This window comes from Actinomadura rifamycini DSM 43936 (assembly GCF_000425065.1).
Lineage (GTDB): Bacteria > Actinomycetota > Actinomycetes > Streptosporangiales > Streptosporangiaceae > Spirillospora > Spirillospora rifamycini.
Genome location: NZ_AULB01000023.1, coordinates 38,515 through 56,451, shown reverse-complemented (window position 1 = coordinate 56,451; position 17,937 = coordinate 38,515). Strand labels below are relative to the sequence as shown.

The window sequence follows — 17,937 nt, the reverse complement described above, 5'->3', positions numbered from 1 at the left end:
ATGCCAAACGTGAACATCTGGAGCGAAGAGTTCGGCGCCGACACGGACGCGCCGATCCTGCTGATCATGGGTTCGATGTCGCAGGGCGTCCTGTGGCCGGACGAGTTCGTCGGCCTGCTCACCGCGGGCGGCCGCCGCGTCGTCCGCTACGACCACCGCGACACCGGCATGTCCGACACCGTCGACTTCGCCGCGAACCCCTACACGTGGGCCGACATCAAGGACGACGTCTACCGCGTGATGGACGCCCACGGCCTGGCGAGCGCGCACCTGGTCGGCCACTCGGCGGGCGGCATCCTCGCCCAGCTCATCGCGGTCGAACGGCCGGAGCGGGTGCGGTCGCTGACCGTCATCGCGTCCTCCCCGCTCGGCGGCGGCGAGGGCGAGGTGCTGCTGCGGGCCCTCACCGGGCAGCCGCAGCCGCCGGGGAGCCTGCCCGAGCCGACGCCCGAGTTCGTCGACCACTTCCGCGCCCTCATGACCGCGCCGCCCCCGGCCGACCGCCGCGCCCGCATCGACGCGATGATCGCCGAGCAGCGCGTCCTGCACGGCACCGGCCTCCCCTTCGACGAGGACGCCGCCCGCCGCCTCCAGGAACGCGTCCACGACCGCGCCCGCGACCTGTCCGCCGCCGCCAACCACCGGCTCGCCGCCGCGGCCGACCCCGCCTTCGAGCCGGTGGACGCCCTGCACCGGGTGAAGGCCCCCACGCTCGTCATCGAGGGCACCCACGAACCGGTCAAGCCGGGCCACGGCGCCGCGATCGCCGAACGCGTCCCGGGCGCCCGCCTGCTCACCCCGTCCGGCCTCGGCCACACCCTGCCGCCCGAGACCCACGAGACCCTCGCCGCCGCCATCCTCGACCACACCGCCGAGTAACCCCGACGGTCAGACGGTGCCGACCGGGCCGTCCGGCCGGGTCGTCCGGCCGCACCGGCGGCGCGCACCGGACTCGGGGCGCCTCTGGTACTGGACGTCCTGGAACGAGGCGCCGCCCGGCCCGCGCCCGCCGCGGATGGCTGCGGTCCACCCTCGGCGCACTCGCCACCCCCTGAACCGGCCGCGCGGGGTGGCGCGGCGGGTGCCGCGGCCGCCCTCGCGCCCGCGGCACGGACATGCACCCGCGAGCGGCGTAGCGTGGAGCGGGCGAGTCCACACCCCGGCGTCCCGAACGAGGAGGACGACGACATGGAACGACGTCGACTTCTGCAGGCCCTGGCGGCCCTCGGCATCACCACGACCCCGGCGATGGAAGCCCTCCAGCACATTCACGGCGGCGTCGATCGCGCACTGGGCCGCAGTGAGGACAGCCAACTGGACGAATGGGAAGAGACGGTCGCCGAGTACGGATACAGCTACACTCTCCTTCCCCCTCAGCAACTCATGCGTGACCTCGCGGTCGATCTTGTGGCCGTTCAGCAGATCACCGCGCGGCGCACCGATGATCGGCTTTCGAAAGATTGGAGCCGAGTGACGAGCGCCTTGTCCCTTCTCATGGCGAAGACCCTGTGCAATTTGGGCGAGCCTCGTCTGGCACGCCGGTGGTGGACCACCGCGCAACACGCGGCCGATGCCTCCGGCGACATCCACCTCAGCATTTGGGTGACCCAGAACCGCCTCATCCGCGAAATATATGAAGACCGTCCCGCCGGAGTGCTCCTGCGCAAGGCGGACGAGGCGATCTCTCGGTCCTCGGGCACTCCCTGCCCCGGCCTGGCGGGCCTCCACTCGGTCCGCGCGCAGGTATATGCGTTGCAGGGGCGCGACGCCGAAGCAGCGGCGGCTCTGCGGTCCTGCGAGGAGATCACTCAGAGAACCAACACCTCGACCGCGGACCCGAGTTCCGTCAACGACTGGGCCGAGGACCGCGTGCACTACACCGCGGCTTGGGTGCACGCTTACGCGGGTGATCGCGAGCTGGTGGACAAGTCGGTCGACAAGGCGCTGGCGATCCTGCCCGCCGACGATCCGCGCACGCGCTCCCAGCTCTCGCTGCTGAATGCGTCCGGGCATGTCCGTGCGGGGGACGTCACCGAAGGGGTCCGGCTCGCGCAGGCGGTCTACGAGGCCCAGCCGGTCGAGCACCGGACCGCCCTGGTGAACAGCCTCGCCCGCAAGGTCGCCGACGCCGTCCCGGCGGAGAGCCGCAGGTCGCCGAAGGTCGCCGGGTACCTGGAGTCGCTCGACGCCGGGACGCCCGTGCGGCGCGCGTAGCCGCCGTCAGGCGGCCGAGCCGCTGATGTTGACCATCCAGCCGATGCCGAAGCGGTCGGTGCACTGGCCGTACTCGTCGCCCCACATCTGCATCTCCAGCGGGACGACCACGGTGCCGCTCTCGGAGAGCTTCGCCCAGTAGCCGCGCAGCGTGTCGGCGTCGTCGCCGCTCAGACTGATCGTGATGTTGTCGCCGGGGTTGTACGGCATGCCGGGCGGGCTGTCGGCGCCCATGATCGCGTAGCCGCGCTCGGAGCGCAGCAAGGCGTGCATGATCTTGTCGGCCCCGGGCGCGTCCGGGTCGCCGAACTCGCCGAAGGTGTGCATCACCAGTTCGCCGCCGAAGACGGACCGGTAGAACTCCATCGCCTCCCGGGCGTCGCCGTCGAAGCTGATGTACGGATTGAGCTGCGATGTCACAGAGTGCCCCCTGTCGAGGATGCCGGAGTCGGCTCGCGCTTCGATCCTCACAACCCGTCCGCGCGCCGGGCTACCGGCATTGGAACCCGGCATGGTCGAGTCTCGGTAAAGGCGGGGCGGCGCGGCTGACGCCGTTCAGGGGGCGGCTTGCTCCAGTTCGTCGACGGTGCCGGACATGATGGTGCGGACGTGGGCGGTGATGTGCTCGACGGGCCAGTCCCACCACGCGACGGCGAGGAGGCGCTCGACGTCGGCGTCGCCGTGGCGGCGGCGGATGAGGCGGGCCGGGTTGCCGCCGACGATGCCGTAGTCGGGGACGTCGTCGACGACGACGGAGCCCGACGCGACGACGGCGCCGTGGCCGATGCGGACGCCGGGCATCACCGTCGTGCGGTAGCCGAGCCACACGTCGTGGCCGAGGACGGTGTCGCCGCGGCCGGGCAGGTCCGTGATGAGGTCGAAGTGCTCCGCCCACGCCCCGCCCATGATCGGGAAGGGGAAGGTGGACGGGCCGTCCATGCGGTGGTTCGCGCCGTTCATGATGAACCGGACGCCTTCGCCGAGTGCGCAGAACTTCCCGATGACCAGCTTCTCGGGGCCGTAGTGGTACAGGACGTTGCGGGTCTCGAAGGCCGTCGGATCGTCCGGGTCGTCGTAGTACGAGTACTCCCCCACCTCGATGAGCGGTGAGGTGACGAGGGGTTTCAGCTGGACGAGCCGGGGCTGGCCGGGCATCGGGTGCAGGACGGTCGGGTCGGCGGGAGCGGGCATCGGGGTTCCTTCGGGGTCAGAGGGCGAGGTGGGCGCCCTGCCAGCGGCGGCGCAGGCGGCGGTCGTGGCTGACGACGACGAGGGCGCCGCCGTACCCGGCGAGGGCCGTTTCGAGGTCCTCGACGAGGGCGGGCGACAGGTGGTTCGTGGGCTCGTCCAGCAGGAGGGCGTCCCAGGGTTCGGTGAGCAGCCGCGCGAGGGCGAGCCGCTGGCGCTGGCCGGTGGAGAGGCGGCCGACGGGTGTCGTGAACTGGGCGGGGTCGAACAGGCCGAGGGCCTGGAGGCGGTCGGCGTGCTCGGCGGGGTCGCCGGTCCGGCCGCGGGCGAAGGCGGCGAGGAGCGTCTCGCCGGGCGCGCCCGGCCGGGGCTCCTGCGGGAGGTACCCGACGCGGCCGCGGCGGGCGACGGTGCCGCGGTCGGGGGCGGCGTCGCCCGCGAGGACGCGCAGGAGGGTGCTCTTGCCCGCGCCGTTCGGCCCGGTGACCAGCAGCCGCGAGCCCGCGGGGACGGCGAGGTCGGTGGGGCGCAGGCGGTCCGCGACGGCGACGCCGGCGGCGTCGAGGACGTTCCCTTCCAGGCGGCGGGCGCGGAGCACCGGGGTGAAGCGGAGCGGTTCGGGCGGCGGCGGGACCGGGTCGGCGAGGAGCCGCTTCAGCCGCTCCTCCGCGTTCCGCACCCGGCTCGCGAGCGACTGCTGCACCCGTCCGGCCGCCCGGTCGTAGGCCATCTTGTTGCCGTCCTTCATCGCGCGGCCGGGCGCCACCCGGCGGGCGGTGGTCGCGGCGGACTCGCGGTGGTGCTCCACGTCGGCCCGCCACCGGTCGTGGGCCTGGACCCAGCGTTCGCGGGCCGCCTTCTTCTCGGCGAGGTACCCCGCGTAGCCGTTGCCGTACCGGACGACGGTGCGCCGGTCGGCGTCGACCTCCAGCAGGGTCGTGGCGACGCGTTCGAGGAACGCGCGGTCGTGGGAGACGGCGACGGTGGTGCCCGCGCGGGTGCGCAGGTGGTCCTCCAGCCAGGCCACGGCGGCGGCGTCGAGGTGGTTGGTCGGCTCGTCCAGCAGGAGCACCTCGGGCGCGGCGGCGAGGACGGCCGCGAGCCGGAGCCGGACCTGCTCGCCGCCGGACAGGCCGCCGACGGTGCGGGCGCGGTCGACGAGGCCGAGGCCGAGGCCGTGCATGGCGCGTTCGACGCGGGCGTCGGCGTCGTAGCCGCCGCGCAGCTCGAACACGGTCAGCAGCTCGCCGTACTCGGCCATGGCGGTCTCGTCGCCGCCGGCCATCGCCTTCTCGAGGCGGCGCATCCGCTCCTCGATGGCGCGGAGGTCGCTCAGGGCGCGGTCGATGACCTGCTGGACGGTCGCGTCCGGCGGGAGCCGCTCGTCCTGCGGGAGGTAGCCGACGCCGCCGTCCGCCTGGACGACGACCTCGCCCGCGTCGGGGTGCTCGCGGCCCGCGAGCAGGCGGAGGAGGGTGGTCTTGCCGGAACCGTTCTCACCGACGATCCCGGTGCGCTCGCCCGCGGTGAGCGAGCACGTCACCGAGTCGAGGACGACCCGGCCGTTGTAGGACTTGGACGCGGCGAGCGCGGTGATCTGCGTGGGCATGCGGGCACTCCGAAGCATTCGAGGGGCGGGCGGCCGGGGACCGCGGGACCGGGTGAACGCTCCGGATGAGCATCGGCGACTCCACTAATGCGACAACTGTTACTTTAAGATGGTGCCATGACGACCACCCCGGTGCAACCGGAAGATCGACGGGCCCGGCGCCCCGGCGGCCGGACCGCGCGCGTGCGCGCGCAGGTGCTCGACGCCGTGCGGGCGGAGCTGGGCGAGCACGGCTTCGACGGGCTCACCATGGACGGCGTCGCCGCGCGGGCGGGCGTGCACCGCGCGACGGTGTACCGGCGCTGGAAGGACGTCGGGGGCCTGCTGGCGGACGTGCTGGACGCGGCGGGCGACGACGACTGGCGGCCCCCGGACACCGGTTCGCTGGAGGGCGACCTGACGGGGCTGAACCGCGAGATCCAGGACGGCATGGCCGCGCGGCCGCCGGTCATGGCGGCGCTGATCGCGGCGTCGTTCCGCTCCGAGCAGGCCGCCGAAGCCCAGCGGCGGCTGTGGGAGGACCGGTACGCCCGCTGCGAGGTCGTCGTGGAGCGGGCCGTGGCGCGGGGCGAGCTGGCGCCGGGCGTGGACGCGCGGCGGCTGCTCATCGCGGCGACCGCGCCGCTCTACCACCACCTGGTCCTGCTCGGCACGCCGCCCGATCCCGACCTGCCCGGCCAGGCGGCGCGGACGGCCGTCCTCGCGGCGTCCGCGGGCGCGTTCGCTACTTGAGGGGGTCGTGGCCCCAGTTCATCAGCGAGTAGCGCCACTTGGTGTGCTCGATGTCGCCGGACGGGCGCTGCGCGAGGTGGCGGTGGACGTAGCCCACGACCTTGTTCATGTGCGCCCGGTCGTCGTCGGTCAGGTCGGACGACTTGGCGCGGAGCAGCTCGATGATCCTGCGGCCCGACGCGTGGCCGGTCGACTCGCCGCCGCCGTCCTTCTGCCCGACGGAGCGGGACTCGTCGGAGTCGAGCCAGCGTTCGAGCTCCTTCGGGGTCATGTTGACGACCTCGCCGAACTCGGCCTCGACGCCCGCGCCGTCGCCGCTCACTTCTTCTTCCGCTTCAGCGCGGACGGCTTGTGGACGGCCTTCTTGCCGCTCTTCTCGCTGCGCACGACGTACTGGGGTTCGTCGGGTGACGCGGCGACCGTGCGTCCGGCCTCCTTCCGCCGGTCGGTGACCTTCTTCTCGACCTTTCCCTCGGCCGTGGACCCGTGGCTGCTCCACTCGACCTCGCCCCCGATCGAGGGTTCCCCCTTGCGTTCGCCCATGTCACCGGCCTACCCGGTCCGCGGCGCGCAACCTCGGCAACGGTAATCTCGAATTAGAGAATGCCCCTTCCATTCGGGGGTGCCCGCTGCGAGGATGGAGGCGTCCGCCCGAGGGAGGTCGCAGCCTTGGCAGCCGCACGGTCGATGTACCACGAACGCCCGGACTACCGCGTCGAACTGCTCGCCCGCACGAACCTCGTGACGGCGCGGCTGGGCGGGACGCTCCTCGCCCGCAGCCGCGCGTGCCTGTTCGTGGACGAGCAGGACCACGGGCTCGCGGTCTACTTCCCCGAGGAGGCCGTCGACTTCGCGCGGCTGGAGCCGACCGGCCGCCGCACCGTCTGCCCGTTCAAGGGCAGGCCGTGCACTGGCGGGCGTCCGGCGGCGGCGGCCCCGGGATCGCGTGGGCCTACCCGGAGCCGTTCCCGCAGGTCGCGCGGCTCGCCGGGCACGTCGCGTTCGACCTCGACGCCGTCGGCGTGACGCTCGGCGCGGGCGTCTTCACGGGGGTGCGGCCGTGACCGGTTCGTCCCTCGCCCGGATGCTCGACGTGTTCGACGTGGCCCCGGCCGGCGCCGGGCGGTCCGCGTTCACCGGGGGCAGCGACGGCGGCGGCCGCCGGGTCGCCGACGGCAGCCAGCTCCTCGCCCAGTGCGTCGTCGCCGCGTCGAAGACGTTCCCCGGACGGACCGTGCGTTCGGCGCACGCGCTGTTCGTCGCGGTCGCCGACCCCGCGCAGCCGCTGGAGTTCGCGGTCGCGCCCGTCCGGGAGGGCCGCTCGTTCGCGAGCGCGACGATCGCGGTCGGGCAGGGCGGCCGGACGTGCGCGACCTGCACCGTCCTCCTCGACCGCCCGGGACCCGACGTCGTCCGGCACGACGCGTGGACGGGCCCGGCGCCCGCGGGCCCCGGCGCGGCGCACCCCGTCGACATGCCGATGCGGGGCCGCGAGATCCGCATCGAGGACGTCCGGGACTACGGCGACCCCGGCGAGGTCGGCCCCCCGGTCATCGACGCGTGGGTGCGCTACGAGGCCGTCCCCGAGCGGGACGATCTGCGGCGCGCGCTGCTCGCGCACTTCACCGGCCACCTCGCCATCTCGGCGACCATGCGGGCGCACCCCGGCATCGGGACGGCGCAGGCGCACGACACGGTGTCGACGGCGGTCATGGGCATCGCCGTGCACTTCCACGAGCCCGTCCGGTGGGACGGCTGGGTCCGGTACCACCACGAGAGCGTGTACGCGGGCGCGGGCATGAGCCACGTGCGCGGCCAGATCGTCACCGGGGACGGGCGGCTCCTCGCGTCCTTCACCCAGGACGGGATGATCCGGGCGTTCGAGCCGCGCGGGCAGGCGATGCCCGCCGCGTCACGGCTGTGACTCCGGCACCGCGGCGATCCGGCGGCGGGCGTCGAGGGCGCGCAGGTCGTCCAGGACGGCCTGCGCGGCGCGCCGCCCGGAGACCAGGGCGCCCTGGATGGAGCCGGTGTCGCGGTGGTCGCCGCACACGTACCGCCCGGGGCCGAGCCGCACCGGCTGCCGGAACCGCAGGGGCGGCGGCATCGCGGGCAGCGCCTCCGGCACCGCGTACGTCGCGAGGTGCCGCCACCCGTTGGTGTGCCCGTAGATCTCCGCGAGGCGGTCCCGCACCCGCGGCTCGTCCGCGTCGCCGTGCACCCCGAGGACGGACGTGGAGATGAGCGCGCGCCCGTCCGGCGAGTACTCGGGGGCGGCGTCGGTGAGGACGATCGTGTCCGCGACGACCCCCTGCGCGTCGATGATCTGCACCGGTTCGCGCATCGGCGACGACGTGGCCGTGTGGTAGAAGGTCGTGACGGGCCGCATCGCGGGCGCCTCGACGCCGGGGACGAGCGCCGCGGCCGCCGTCGGGTCCGCCGCGACCACGACCGCGCGCGCCGCGATCGTCTCGCCGGACGCCGTCCGGACGCCGTCGTCGGTGATCTCCCGGACGGGCCTCTCCAGTTCGACCGTCCCCTCGGGCAGCCGGTCGGCGAGCAGCGCCGGGACCCGCCCCATGCCGAGCGCGGGCACGCCGATGGTGCCGCTCGCGAACGACCGCCAGAGCATGTGGAAGTAGCGGCTGGAGGTCTCCAGGTCGCGTTCGAGGAGGACGGCGGCCAGGAACGGGCGCAGCAGCCGGTCGATCATCGTGTCCGAGATGCCCCGGCGGCGCAGCTCGTCCAGCGTCGTGCGCTCGGCGCCGGTGCGGATCCGGGACGGCGGTGCGGCCATGTCGCGGGCCGTCATCGCCACCAGCGCGGCCTTGTCGCGCGGCGACCCGATGCCCGCGAAGAGGGTGCCGAGCGTGTACGAGGGGTGCCGCCACGGGAGCATGACCCGCTCCCGCCGTCCCGCGTCGTAGACGACCACCCCGGACGCGAACGGCCGCAGGTGCAGCGACCGCAGGTCGAGCAGGCGCCGCACCTCGGGGTACGCGGTGTTGAACACCTGGAAGCCCCGGTCGAGCCGGAACCCCTCGACGACGTCGGTGCGCATGCGTCCGCCGACGCCGTCCGACGCCTCCAGCACCCGCACCGGCACCCCGTTCTCGCGGAGCCGGACGGCGCAGGCCAGCCCGGCGATCCCCGCCCCCACCACGACCACGGTGTCGGCCATCGTCCCTCCTCGCGTCGGTCGGGACATGCCCCCGCGGCCGGTGATGACATCCGCGAAGGAGCAAAATCCCCGGCAAGAGCGCCGCCGGTCAGGCGCGTCATTGTGGGGGGCGACCCCCCACACCCCCCGGCAAGAGCGGCCCCCTGCCCGGCGGCCTCCACTCCGCTGCGCTCCGTTCCGGCCGCCGGTCAGGGGGCGGTGCGGCGCATCAGCCAGATCAGGTACGGGGTGCCGAGGACGGCGGTCATGATGCCGACCGGGATCTCGACCGGGGCGAGCAGGGTGCGGCCGAGCGCGTCGGCGGCGACGACGAGGACGGCGCCGAGGACCGCGGCGACCGGGACGAGGCGGGCGGTGGCGCCGCCCGCGAGGCGGCGGGCCAGGTGCGGCGCGACGAGCGCGACGAACCCGACGTTCCCGACGGCGGCCGCGGCGCCCGACGCCAGCACCGCGCCCGCGAGCAGCGCCAGCAGCCGGGCCCGGCCGAGGTTCAGCCCGAGCGCGCGCGGTAGGTCGTCGCCGAGCGCGAGCATGTCCACCGGACGGGCCGACAGCGCGAACAGGACGGCCGCGAGCGCGGGCACGGCGAGCCAGCCGAGCGTCGACGCGTCCCGGGCGTAGGTGCTGCCCGCCATCCACGTGAGCGCCGCCGACACGTTCATCTGCTCGGCGACGACCATCAGGTTCGTCACCGCGCTCAGCGTGACGGCGGCGCCGAGGCCGACGAGGACGACGCGGGTCGGGTCGAGGCCGTGCCGGTCGCGGGCGAGCGCGACGACGACGGCGAGCGCGAGGACGCCGCCGGCCGCCGCGAACACCGGGATCAGCGCGGCGGGCGCGCCCGGCAGCACGGTGATCAGCGCGACGGCGCCCGCGGACGAGCCCGCGGTGACGCCGAGGAACCCGGGTTCGGCGAGCGGGTTGCGCACCACCGACTGGACGGCCGCGCCCGCGACCGCGAGGACGGCCCCGGCCAGCGCGGCGACCAGGATGCGGGGCAGCCGGTAGAACACGACGGCGTCGGTCTCGTCGGTGCCGGAGCCGGTGAGGGACGCGGCGACCTGGCCCCACGAGACGTCCACGTCGCCGATCCGCAGGCCGACCAGCGCCGCGGCGGCGAGGGCGAGCAGCCCGCCCGCGAGGACGGCCGCGTAGCGGGGGCCGCCCGGCGGCGCGGTGACCGCGACGGCCGCGCCCGCGTCGGCGTCCCCGGTCTGGGTGCGGCGGGCGAGCAGGACGAACACGGGCCCGCCGATCAGCGCGGTCACGACCCCGACGGGCAGTTCGCCGAACCCGGCGGACGGCGGGAGGGCGACGCGGGCGGCGGCGTCCCCGGCGAGGACGAGCAGCGCGCCGCCGAGCCCGGCGAGCGGGAGCAGCGCGAGGTGGCGGCGGACGCCGAGGCGGCGGACGGCGACCGGGGCCATCAGGCCGACGTAGCCGATCGGGCCGGTGAGGGTGACGGCGGCGGCCGCGAGCAGGACGGCGAGCAGCCAGGCGAGCACGCGGGTGCGGGCCACCCGGACGCCGAGGGACGCGGCGGTGTCGTCGCCGAGCGCGAGGACGTCCAGCGGGCGGGCGAGGGCGGGGGCGAGCAGCGCGGCGGCGAGGACGACGGCGCCGATCGTCAGCGGGCGGTCCAGCCCGGACTGCAGCAGCGTCCCGTTGCCCCACAGGAAGACGCCGCGGGTGGCGGGCTCGTCGACGAGCTGCAGGAACTCGGCGCCGGCCATGCCGCCGAGGGTGACGCAGGCGCCCGCGAGCAGCAGCCGCCCGGGGGTGAGGACGCCGCGCGCGGTGAGCAGGTAGACGGTCGCGGCGGCGGCGAGGCCGCCGAGGAACGCGGCGCCGCCGGACAGCAGGGTGCCGGTCTCCAGGCCGAGGTAGGCGGCGAGGGCGACGGCGAGGTAGGCGCCCGCGTTGACGCCGAGGGTGTCGGGGGCGCCGAGCGGGTTGCGGGTGGAGCCCTGGATGAGGGCCCCGGCGACGCCGAGGGCGACGCCGGAGGCGAGACCGGCGAGGGTGCGCGGCAGGCGGCTGCCCAGCAGGACGGCCTCCGCGTCGGCGTCGGCGCCGCCGGCCGCGAACGCGGCCAGGTCGCCGAGGCCGACGCCGGACGCGCCGAGGGTCAGGTGCAGGACGGCCACCGCGCACAGCGCCGCCGCGAGCGCGCCGCCCGCCGCGAGGGCGGTCGGGCGCGCCCGCGGCGGAAGCCCGGCCCCGCCGGTCGGGACGGTCATCAGACCCCGAGCGCCTTGCCGGTCATGGTGAGGATGTGGACGCTCGACAGGACGCCGCCGTAGAACCAGGTGCCCGGGTCGAGGGCGAGGGCGCGGTCGTCCTCGACGAACGCGGCGCCCGTCCAGACGGGGTTGTCGGCGAGCTGCTCCTTGAACGGGTTGTCGTCGTCGGCCGCGACGTACAGGAACGTCGCGTCGTCGGGGACGCTCGTGATGCCCTCGACGCCGACGGTCGTCATGCCCCAGTCGTCGGGCTTGCCGGTCCAGGTGTTCTTCATCCCGGCGAGGTTCAGCACCTGCGCGACGAGCGCCTGGTCGGTGTGCATCCGGATCTGGGGGGCGTCGTTGGCGGTGAACGCCTGCGCGACCGCGTACTCCAGGCCCGCCTTGTCGGCCTTCTCCAGCCGCGACTCGAGGTCGGCCGCCGCGGTGTCGATCTTCTTGAGGACGGCCGGGGCCTCGCCTTCCTTGCCGACGGCCTTCGCCAGCTCGGTGAAGTTCTTCTTCATCGTGCCGAGGGCCGGGTCGGCGAGCGGGTCGAACGCGAGGACGGGCGCGATGTCGGCGAGCTGGTCGTGGTTCGCGGCGATGCGGCTCTCGTCGGAGACGATCAGGTCCGGCTTCAGCGCGCGGATCTTCTCCAGGCTCGGCTCCTGCCGGGTGCCGACGTCGGCGACGCCCTCGGGCAGCTTCGCCTCGGGCGCGCTGACCCATTTGGCGTATCCGGCGGGGTCGGCGTTGCCGATCGGGTTGATGCCGAGCGCGAGGAGGTTCTCGGTGTACGTCCACTCCAGCGACACGACGCGGGTGGCGGGCGCGTCCAGCGCCACCGGGCCGCGCGCGGTCTGGACGGTGATCGCGCCCGCGCCGCCGGGGGCGTCGCCGCCCGCGGTGTCGCCGGCCGAGCCGCCGCACCCGGCGGCGGCGAGGACGAGCGCCGTCGCGGCGGCGCCGCCCGCGAGGGCGCGCAGAAGTCGTTTCATCAGGGGTTCCTCAAGGTGAAAGGGTCGTTACCGGGGGAAGGCTCAGGGGGCGGCCCGCTCGGTCGGCTCGGTCCGCTTGGGGAAGCAGGCGAGGTGCCCGCTCGCCGGGTCGCGGACGACGTCGACCTCGATGCCGAACGCGTGCGCGATCGTCTCGGGCGTCAGGACGCCGGCGGGCGGCCCCGCCGCGGCGACGCCGCCGTCCGCGACGACCACGACCTCGTCGGCGTACGCGGCGGCCTGCATCAGGTCGTGCAGGACGACGCCGCACGCGATGCCGTGCTCGCGGGCGAGCCGCCGCACCACGTCCAGCACCTCGAACTGGTGCTTGAGGTCGAGGTACGTCGTGGGCTCGTCGAGCAGCAGGATCCCGGCGCGCTGCGCGAGGACGGTCGCGAGCCACGCGCGCTGCCGCTCGCCGCCCGACAGCTCGTCCAGGCGGCGGTCCGCGAGCGGCGCCGCGTCGCCGACGCCGAGCGCCCACTCGATCGCGGCGACGTCGTCGGCGGTGTGCCGGGCGAACGCGCCGCGGTGCGCGTACCGGCCGTGCCGGACCAGCTCGCGGACGGTCACGCCCGCGGGCACCAGCGGCGTCTGCGGGAGGAACGCGAGCCGCCGCGACAGGTCGCGGCGCGACAGCGACCGCAGCGGGGCGCGCTCCGCGCCCGCGCCGACCTCGACCGTCCCCGCGATGGCGTCCTGGAGTCCGGCGACGGTGCGCAGCAGCGTCGACTTGCCGCAGCCGTTGGGGCCGACGAGCACGGTGACGGCGCCGGCCCGGAGCGTCAGGTCGACGCCGGAGAGCACGGCGCGGCCCTGGTGGCCCACCGTGAGGCCGCGGACGCCGAGCAGGACGTCGCCGGTCGCTTGAGGGGCCACGTGCGCACTCCCGACGCTCGAACGGAACGGTCCACGCGCACGTCGCGCGCGTGCGAGTTAGGGCAGGCTAACTTATTCCCCTCTCCCGGTTCATCCCAGGTAAGGCCCTATGCCGGAATCGACGTTCCGGTCCCGCGCACACCCGCCGGACGGTTACGGTTCGATGACTTTACGGAATCGGCCCGTCACTCTCGGCCGCACTCCATACGATCTGTGTCCTTTCCGGCACGTTCCGCAGCCACAGGGGGATCATGGACATCGCGCCCGACCGCCGCCCCGGGAACCTTCCCCCGGACCTCCCGAGCCTCGTCGGCCGCGCCGTCGACCTCGCCGAGATCGACCGGTCGCTCCGCCTCCACCGGCTCGTCACCGTGACCGGCACCGCCGGCGTCGGCAAGTCCCACGCCGCCCTGCGGGCCGCCGCCGACGCCGCCGACCGGTTCCCCGACGGCGTCTGGGTCGTCCCGCTGGCCCAGGTCGTCGACCCCGCGCACGTCCCGCGGGCCGTCGCGCTCGCACTGCGCGGCCGCGACCGGACCGCCCGCGACCGGACCGCCCGCGACCGGTCCGCCCGCCCCGAGACCCGCCTGATCAGCGAGCACCTCGCCGGGCGCCGCTGCCTCGTCGTCCTGGACACCTGCGAGCACCTCGTCGAGGGCTGCGCCGCGCTCGCCGCCGTGATCATCGCCGCGTCCCCCGGCACCCGCGTCCTCGCCACCAGCCGGCGGCGGCTGCACCTCCCCGGCGAGGAGGTCGTCGACCTGGCGGCGCTCCCCGTGCCGCCGGACGGCGCGGACGCCGCCGACGTGGCCCGCTGCCCGTCCGCCGCGCTGCTCGCCGAACGGGCCCGCGAGCACGACCCGGGCTTCGCCGTCACCCCCGGAAACGCGGCCGCCGTCACCGCCCTGTGCCGCCGCCTCGGCGGGCTGCCGCTCGCCCTCGAACGCGCGGCGGCCCAGCTCGCCCGGCGGTCCGCCGCGGACCTCGCCGCGGACCCCGGCCTCCCGCCGGACGACGCCGCGCCCGGCCGGTCCCCCGTCCTCGCCCCGCACGGCGGCCTGTGGACGGCCATCGGCTGGAGCCACGAGCTGTGCACGCCCGCCGAACGGCTGCTGTGGGCGCGCGCGGCCGTGTTCGCCGGGGCGTTCACGCCGGAGGCCGCCGAGGACGTCTGCGCGGGCGGCCCCCTCACCGACGTCGCGGACGCCCTCGACGGGCTCGTCGAGAAGTCCGTCATGATCCGGCGGGCGGACGGGCGCCACCGGCTGCCCGCGGCGCTGCGCGAGTACGGCGCGTCGTGGCTGGGCGCGCTCGGCGAGGAGCGGGACACGCAGCGGCGGCACCGCGACCGCTACCTCGCCATGGCCCGCGAGGCGTACCCGGAGTGGACGCGCGCCGGGCAGGTCGACTGGCACCGGCGGCTCTCGGGCGAGTTCGCGGAGGTCCGCAAGGCGCTCGAGACGTGCCTGGCCGACCCGGGGCCGCTCGCGCTCGAGTTCGCCGGCGCCCTCTGGTTCGTCTGGGTGTCGTGCGCCTTCGAGCACGCGGGCCGCGACATCCTCGCCCGGGCCCTCGCGCACGCCGACACCGCGCCCGGCCCGCTGCGGGTCCGCGCCGCGTGGGCCCTCGGCTCGGTCATGAACTTCCAGGGCGACACGGCCGGCGTCGACCGGTGCGTCGCCGAGTGCCGCGCCGCCGCGCCCGACCCCACCGCCGTCCGCGCCGCCGACTGCATCGAGGCCGCCGACCGGGCGATGAGCGGCCGTCCGGCCGAGGGCGTGGAGCGGCTGCGCCGCCTCGCCGCCGAACCGTGGGACGACCCCCTCCAGGAGGCGACCTGGATGACGGCGCGCGCCGCCCTCGCGTTCGCGCACGTCCTCCTGGACGACTACCCGTCCGCGTCCGCGGTCGCCGAGGACCTGCGGCGCGACGGGGAGCGCCGCGGCGAGCACCGGTTCCGCGGCTACGGCCACTACATCGACGCGCTCGTCGCCCTGTTCAGCGGCGACCACGGCACCGCCGCGACCCGCGCCGGGCACGCCTTCGAGAGCTTCAAGCTGCTCCACGACGCGTCCAACATGGCCCTCAACCTGGAGGTCATCGCGATCGCCGACCAGCTCGACGGAGCCCACGAGCGCGCCGCCGTCCTGCTCGGCGTCAGCACCCGGCTGTGGGCGCCCGACGGCGGCCGCGCCCGCTGCACCGCGCCCCGGCTCGCGCAGGCCCGCCGCGACTGCGAGAAGTCCATCGCCGCCGCCCTCGGCGAGGAGCCGATGGCGACCCTCTTCCGCACCGGCCTCCACTCCGCCTGGCCCTGACCGACGGACCGCCATCCACCGGACACGCCCCGTTCAGGCCGCGGACCTAGGTTGGCCGCATGAACCATCGCATCCTGCCGAGCGCCCAGGTCGACCCGTCCGCCGAGATCGGGGACGGGACGACCGTGTGGGACCTCGCGCAGATCCGCGAGGGCGCCCGGCTCGGCGCGGGCTGCATCGTGGGGCGCGGCGCGTACGTCGGGGCGGGGGTGCGGATCGGCGACAGCGTGAAGCTGCAGAACCACGCGCTCGTCTACGAGCCGGCCGTGCTGGAGGACGGCGTGTTCGTCGGGCCCGCGGTCGTCCTCACCAACGACCGGGCGCCGCGCGCGGTGGACCCGGACGGCCGGCTGAAGCGCGCCGCGGACTGGGAGGCCGTCGGGGTGCACGTCGCCGCGGGCGCGTCGCTCGGCGCGCGCAGCGTGTGCGTCGCGCCGGTGCGGGTCGGGCGGTGGGCGATGGTCGCGGCGGGCGCGGTGGTCACCCGCGACGTCCCCGACTTCGCGCTCGTCGCGGGCGTCCCGGCGCGCCGGATCGGCTGGGTGGGGCGGGCCGGGGTCCGGCTGGCGGAGCGGCCGGACGAGCCGGGCGCGTGGGAGTGCCCGAGCACGGGCGAGGTCTACGTGGAGGCGTCCGGCGCGCTGACCGAGAAGAAGCGCTGACGCGGGTCACGGCTTGGCGTGCAGGTTCCGGTCCTGCCGGGTCGTGACGACGGCGTCCGGGTGCAGGCGGGCGAGCCGGCGGGCGAGCGGCACGGACGTCCGGTCCATCACGATGACGCGGGCGACCGGTGCCGCCGCGGCCTCGCGGAGGAACCCGCGGCGCGCGGCGCGGGCCAGCACGAGCGGCCGGGCGTGCCGGTAGAACGGCAGGAACGCGCGCCGGTGGACGGCGGTGGAGGCCGTGCTGCGCGCGCGGTCCATGCGGGCGCCGGGGCGGCCGAGCCGCCGCACCGGACGCGCGAGGAGCCGCGGCACCCGGACCACCAGCGCGTGCTCCAGCCGCGGCAGCGGGTGCCGCGCCTCGGCGCCGTCCAGCCGGTGCAGGCGCGCCCGGCCGTCCAGGGCGTCCCAGCCGTCCGGTTCGGCGGTCACCACGTGGACCTCGGCGCCCTCCTCGGCGAAGTGGCCGGCGAGCCCGATGACGCGCCGGTACTGGACGCGCGGGTCCGCGCCCGGCAGCGGGTCCATGGTCAGGTTCGGGTCCATCGCCAGGACGATCACCCGTGGCGTTCCGGTCACGCCGGCGCCTCCCCTCTCCGGGCCAGCTCGCCGAGCCGCCGCACGAGCGGTTCGAGGGCCACGGTCCGTTCGAAGCGGTCCGCGTAGGCGCGGGCCTCGGCGACCTGCCGGGCGTCCAGGCCGGCCGCCGCCTTCGCCGCCGCCGCCATCGACGCGGCGACGGCCGCCGGGTCGAGCCCGCCGGGGTCGAACCACAGCGGGTAGTCCCGCAGCAGTTCCCCGGCGGCCGAGCCGGGCGCGTGCACCGACACGATCGGCCGTCCCGCCGCCATGTACTCGAAGATCTTCCCCGAGGTGACGTACCGTCCGCCGCCGTTCAGGAACACGAGGACGTCGGAGTCCCGGTAGACGCCCGCGAGCGCCGTCTTCGGGACGGGGCCGCGGTAGCGGACGCCCGGGGCGAGGTCCTCGCCGCCGGGCTCGCCGCCGAAGCGGCGGCGGAGCGCGGCGTCGGACTCCTTGAAGAACCCGAAGTACCCGTACAGGTCGAGGGTCGCCCGTTCCATCCCGGCGTGCTCGCGGGCCCGCGCGAACCCCTCGGCCAGCGCCTCGATCGGCTGCTCGCTCGTCACCGTGCCGACGAACGCGAACCGGGGCGCGTGCCCGCCCGGCGCGGTCCGCGCGGCGGGCGGCGGCTCCGCCGCCGGGAGCGTGTCGGCGTCCCACCCGTTCAGGACGGTCATCATCCGGCCGGCGGCCTCCGGGTAGCGCTCGGCGTGCCACGCGCGCTGCGCGTCGTTGACGTACAGCGAGTTCGCCGCCGACCGCAGGATCCGGCGCTCCCACCGCCACGCGGGATGGCCGTCGCCGAACCGCGGCTCCTCCGTGAACTGGTCGAGCGTCCAGGAGTCGCGGTAGTCGACGACGTACGGCGTCCGGGTCGCCTTCCCGAACGCCCACGCGGCGCCGAACGACGCGAACGGGTTCCCGGTCGCGAGGACGACGTCGAACCGGCGGCGCAGGTGCAGCCGCAGCGCCCTCCGGACGCTGTCGCGCGCCCACGACGCGTACCGCTCGGGGAACACGTGGTCCTGCCCCCACGCGTACACCGACTGCGCGAGGTGCGGGAACGCCCCCCGGAACCGGCTGTACTCGCGCACGTCCGTCTGCCACACGAACCGGTTCAGGTCCGGGCGGACGATCGTGACGCGCGGGTCGATCGTGGCCAGCAGCCCGTCGTCGACCGAGCCGATCGTGTCGTACAGGAACGGCAGGGGCGCCGCGAACACCGTGACGTCCCAGCCCAGCTCGGTCAGCCGGTTCGCGGTCGCGCGGGGCCGGTACACGCCGCTGGCGCGGGACGGGGGGAAGTAGAACGCGAGGTAGAGCAGCCGGGGGCGGCGTTCGGTCAT

The 17,937-nt window shown here is 75.5% G+C and carries 17 protein-coding genes and 1 pseudogene; 7 read left to right on the top strand and 11 right to left on the bottom strand.

Annotation, left to right across the window (positions count from 1 at the left end; translation table 11 throughout):
• Window positions 1-879: an alpha/beta fold hydrolase gene (locus H505_RS0122125; protein ID WP_026403725.1), complete on the top strand. Its 879-nt coding sequence runs from the start codon at window positions 1-3 to the stop codon at window positions 877-879.
• 309 nt (window positions 880-1,188) lie between these two features.
• Window positions 1,189-2,214, top strand: coding sequence for a hypothetical protein (locus H505_RS0122120; protein WP_157433086.1), 1,026 nt, complete (start codon window positions 1,189-1,191; stop codon window positions 2,212-2,214).
• A gap of 6 nt (window positions 2,215-2,220) precedes the next feature.
• Here the strand turns inward: H505_RS0122120 and H505_RS0122115 are convergent, their stop codons facing one another.
• The 3 genes from H505_RS0122115 to abc-f form a co-directional block, all read right to left on the bottom strand.
• Window positions 2,221-2,634: a VOC family protein gene (locus H505_RS0122115; protein WP_026403723.1), complete on the bottom strand. Its 414-nt coding sequence runs from the start codon at window positions 2,632-2,634 to the stop codon at window positions 2,221-2,223.
• A gap of 135 nt (window positions 2,635-2,769) precedes the next feature.
• The gene (locus tag H505_RS0122110) at window positions 2,770-3,405 is read right to left on the bottom strand and encodes a CatB-related O-acetyltransferase (protein ID WP_026403722.1); all 636 of its coding nucleotides are present in this window, start codon (window positions 3,403-3,405) and stop codon (window positions 2,770-2,772) included.
• Window positions 3,406-3,421: 16 nt separating this feature from the next.
• A complete protein-coding gene (gene abc-f / locus H505_RS0122105) occupies window positions 3,422-5,011 on the bottom strand; it encodes a ribosomal protection-like ABC-F family protein (RefSeq protein ID WP_026403721.1) in 1,590 nt (529 codons plus the stop codon).
• A gap of 117 nt (window positions 5,012-5,128) precedes the next feature.
• Between abc-f and H505_RS0122100 the strand changes: the two genes are divergently transcribed.
• The gene (locus tag H505_RS0122100; protein ID WP_051301024.1) at window positions 5,129-5,743 is read left to right on the top strand and encodes a TetR/AcrR family transcriptional regulator; all 615 of its coding nucleotides are present in this window, start codon (window positions 5,129-5,131) and stop codon (window positions 5,741-5,743) included.
• Here H505_RS0122100 and H505_RS0122095 read toward each other — a convergent pair.
• On the bottom strand, window positions 5,736-6,065 hold the full coding sequence (locus tag H505_RS0122095) for a DUF3140 domain-containing protein (RefSeq protein WP_026403719.1): 330 nt from the start codon (window positions 6,063-6,065) through the stop codon (window positions 5,736-5,738). The genes H505_RS0122100 and H505_RS0122095 overlap by 8 nt on opposite strands.
• Window positions 6,062-6,286, bottom strand: a complete 225-nt coding sequence (locus H505_RS0122090; RefSeq protein WP_026403718.1) for a hypervirulence associated TUDOR domain-containing protein — start codon at window positions 6,284-6,286, stop codon at window positions 6,062-6,064. The genes H505_RS0122095 and H505_RS0122090 overlap by 4 nt, the downstream gene beginning before the upstream one ends.
• 60 nt (window positions 6,287-6,346) lie before the next feature.
• On the opposite strand from H505_RS0122090, the pseudogene H505_RS51845 reads away from it, so the two are divergent.
• A pseudogene (locus H505_RS51845) lies at window positions 6,347-6,807 on the top strand (DUF427 domain-containing protein).
• The gene (locus H505_RS0122080) at window positions 6,804-7,667 is read left to right on the top strand and encodes an acyl-CoA thioesterase (protein ID WP_026403717.1); all 864 of its coding nucleotides are present in this window, start codon (window positions 6,804-6,806) and stop codon (window positions 7,665-7,667) included. Before H505_RS51845 ends, H505_RS0122080 begins: the two are co-directional and overlap by 4 nt.
• On the opposite strand, the gene H505_RS0122075 is transcribed toward H505_RS0122080, so the two are convergent.
• The 4 genes from H505_RS0122075 to H505_RS43645 all read right to left on the bottom strand — a co-directional run bounded on the left by H505_RS0122075 (window position 7,656) and on the right by H505_RS43645 (window position 13,026).
• Entirely contained in the window at window positions 7,656-8,924 is a 1,269-nt protein-coding gene (locus H505_RS0122075) for an NAD(P)/FAD-dependent oxidoreductase (protein WP_026403716.1), read from the bottom strand. The genes H505_RS0122080 and H505_RS0122075 overlap by 12 nt on opposite strands.
• Before the next feature lie 188 nt (window positions 8,925-9,112).
• Window positions 9,113-11,164, bottom strand: coding sequence for an iron ABC transporter permease (locus H505_RS0122070; protein ID WP_026403715.1), 2,052 nt, complete (start codon window positions 11,162-11,164; stop codon window positions 9,113-9,115).
• On the bottom strand, window positions 11,164-12,147 hold the full coding sequence (locus H505_RS0122065; RefSeq protein WP_026403714.1) for an ABC transporter substrate-binding protein: 984 nt from the start codon (window positions 12,145-12,147) through the stop codon (window positions 11,164-11,166). Before H505_RS0122065 ends, H505_RS0122070 begins: the two co-directional genes overlap by 1 nt.
• A 42-nt stretch (window positions 12,148-12,189) precedes the next feature.
• Window positions 12,190-13,026 carry an ABC transporter ATP-binding protein gene (locus H505_RS43645; RefSeq protein WP_051301023.1) on the bottom strand — a complete coding sequence of 279 codons (837 nt, stop codon included), beginning with the start codon at window positions 13,024-13,026 and terminating at the stop codon, window positions 12,190-12,192.
• A gap of 251 nt (window positions 13,027-13,277) precedes the next feature.
• Here H505_RS43645 and H505_RS43640 point away from each other — a divergent pair, with 251 nt between their 5' ends.
• A complete protein-coding gene (locus tag H505_RS43640; RefSeq protein ID WP_051301022.1) occupies window positions 13,278-15,344 on the top strand; it encodes an ATP-binding protein in 2,067 nt (688 codons plus the stop codon).
• A 59-nt stretch (window positions 15,345-15,403) separates the two neighbouring features.
• Entirely contained in the window at window positions 15,404-16,006 is a 603-nt protein-coding gene (locus tag H505_RS0122050) for an acyltransferase (RefSeq protein WP_026403713.1), read from the top strand.
• Window positions 16,007-16,012: 6 nt separating this feature from the next.
• On the opposite strand, the gene H505_RS0122045 is transcribed toward H505_RS0122050, so the two are convergent.
• On the bottom strand, window positions 16,013-16,585 hold the full coding sequence (locus tag H505_RS0122045) for a hypothetical protein (protein WP_157433085.1): 573 nt from the start codon (window positions 16,583-16,585) through the stop codon (window positions 16,013-16,015).
• On the bottom strand, window positions 16,582-17,937 hold the full coding sequence (locus tag H505_RS0122040) for a glycosyltransferase (RefSeq protein ID WP_026403711.1): 1,356 nt from the start codon (window positions 17,935-17,937) through the stop codon (window positions 16,582-16,584). Before H505_RS0122040 ends, H505_RS0122045 begins: the two co-directional genes overlap by 4 nt.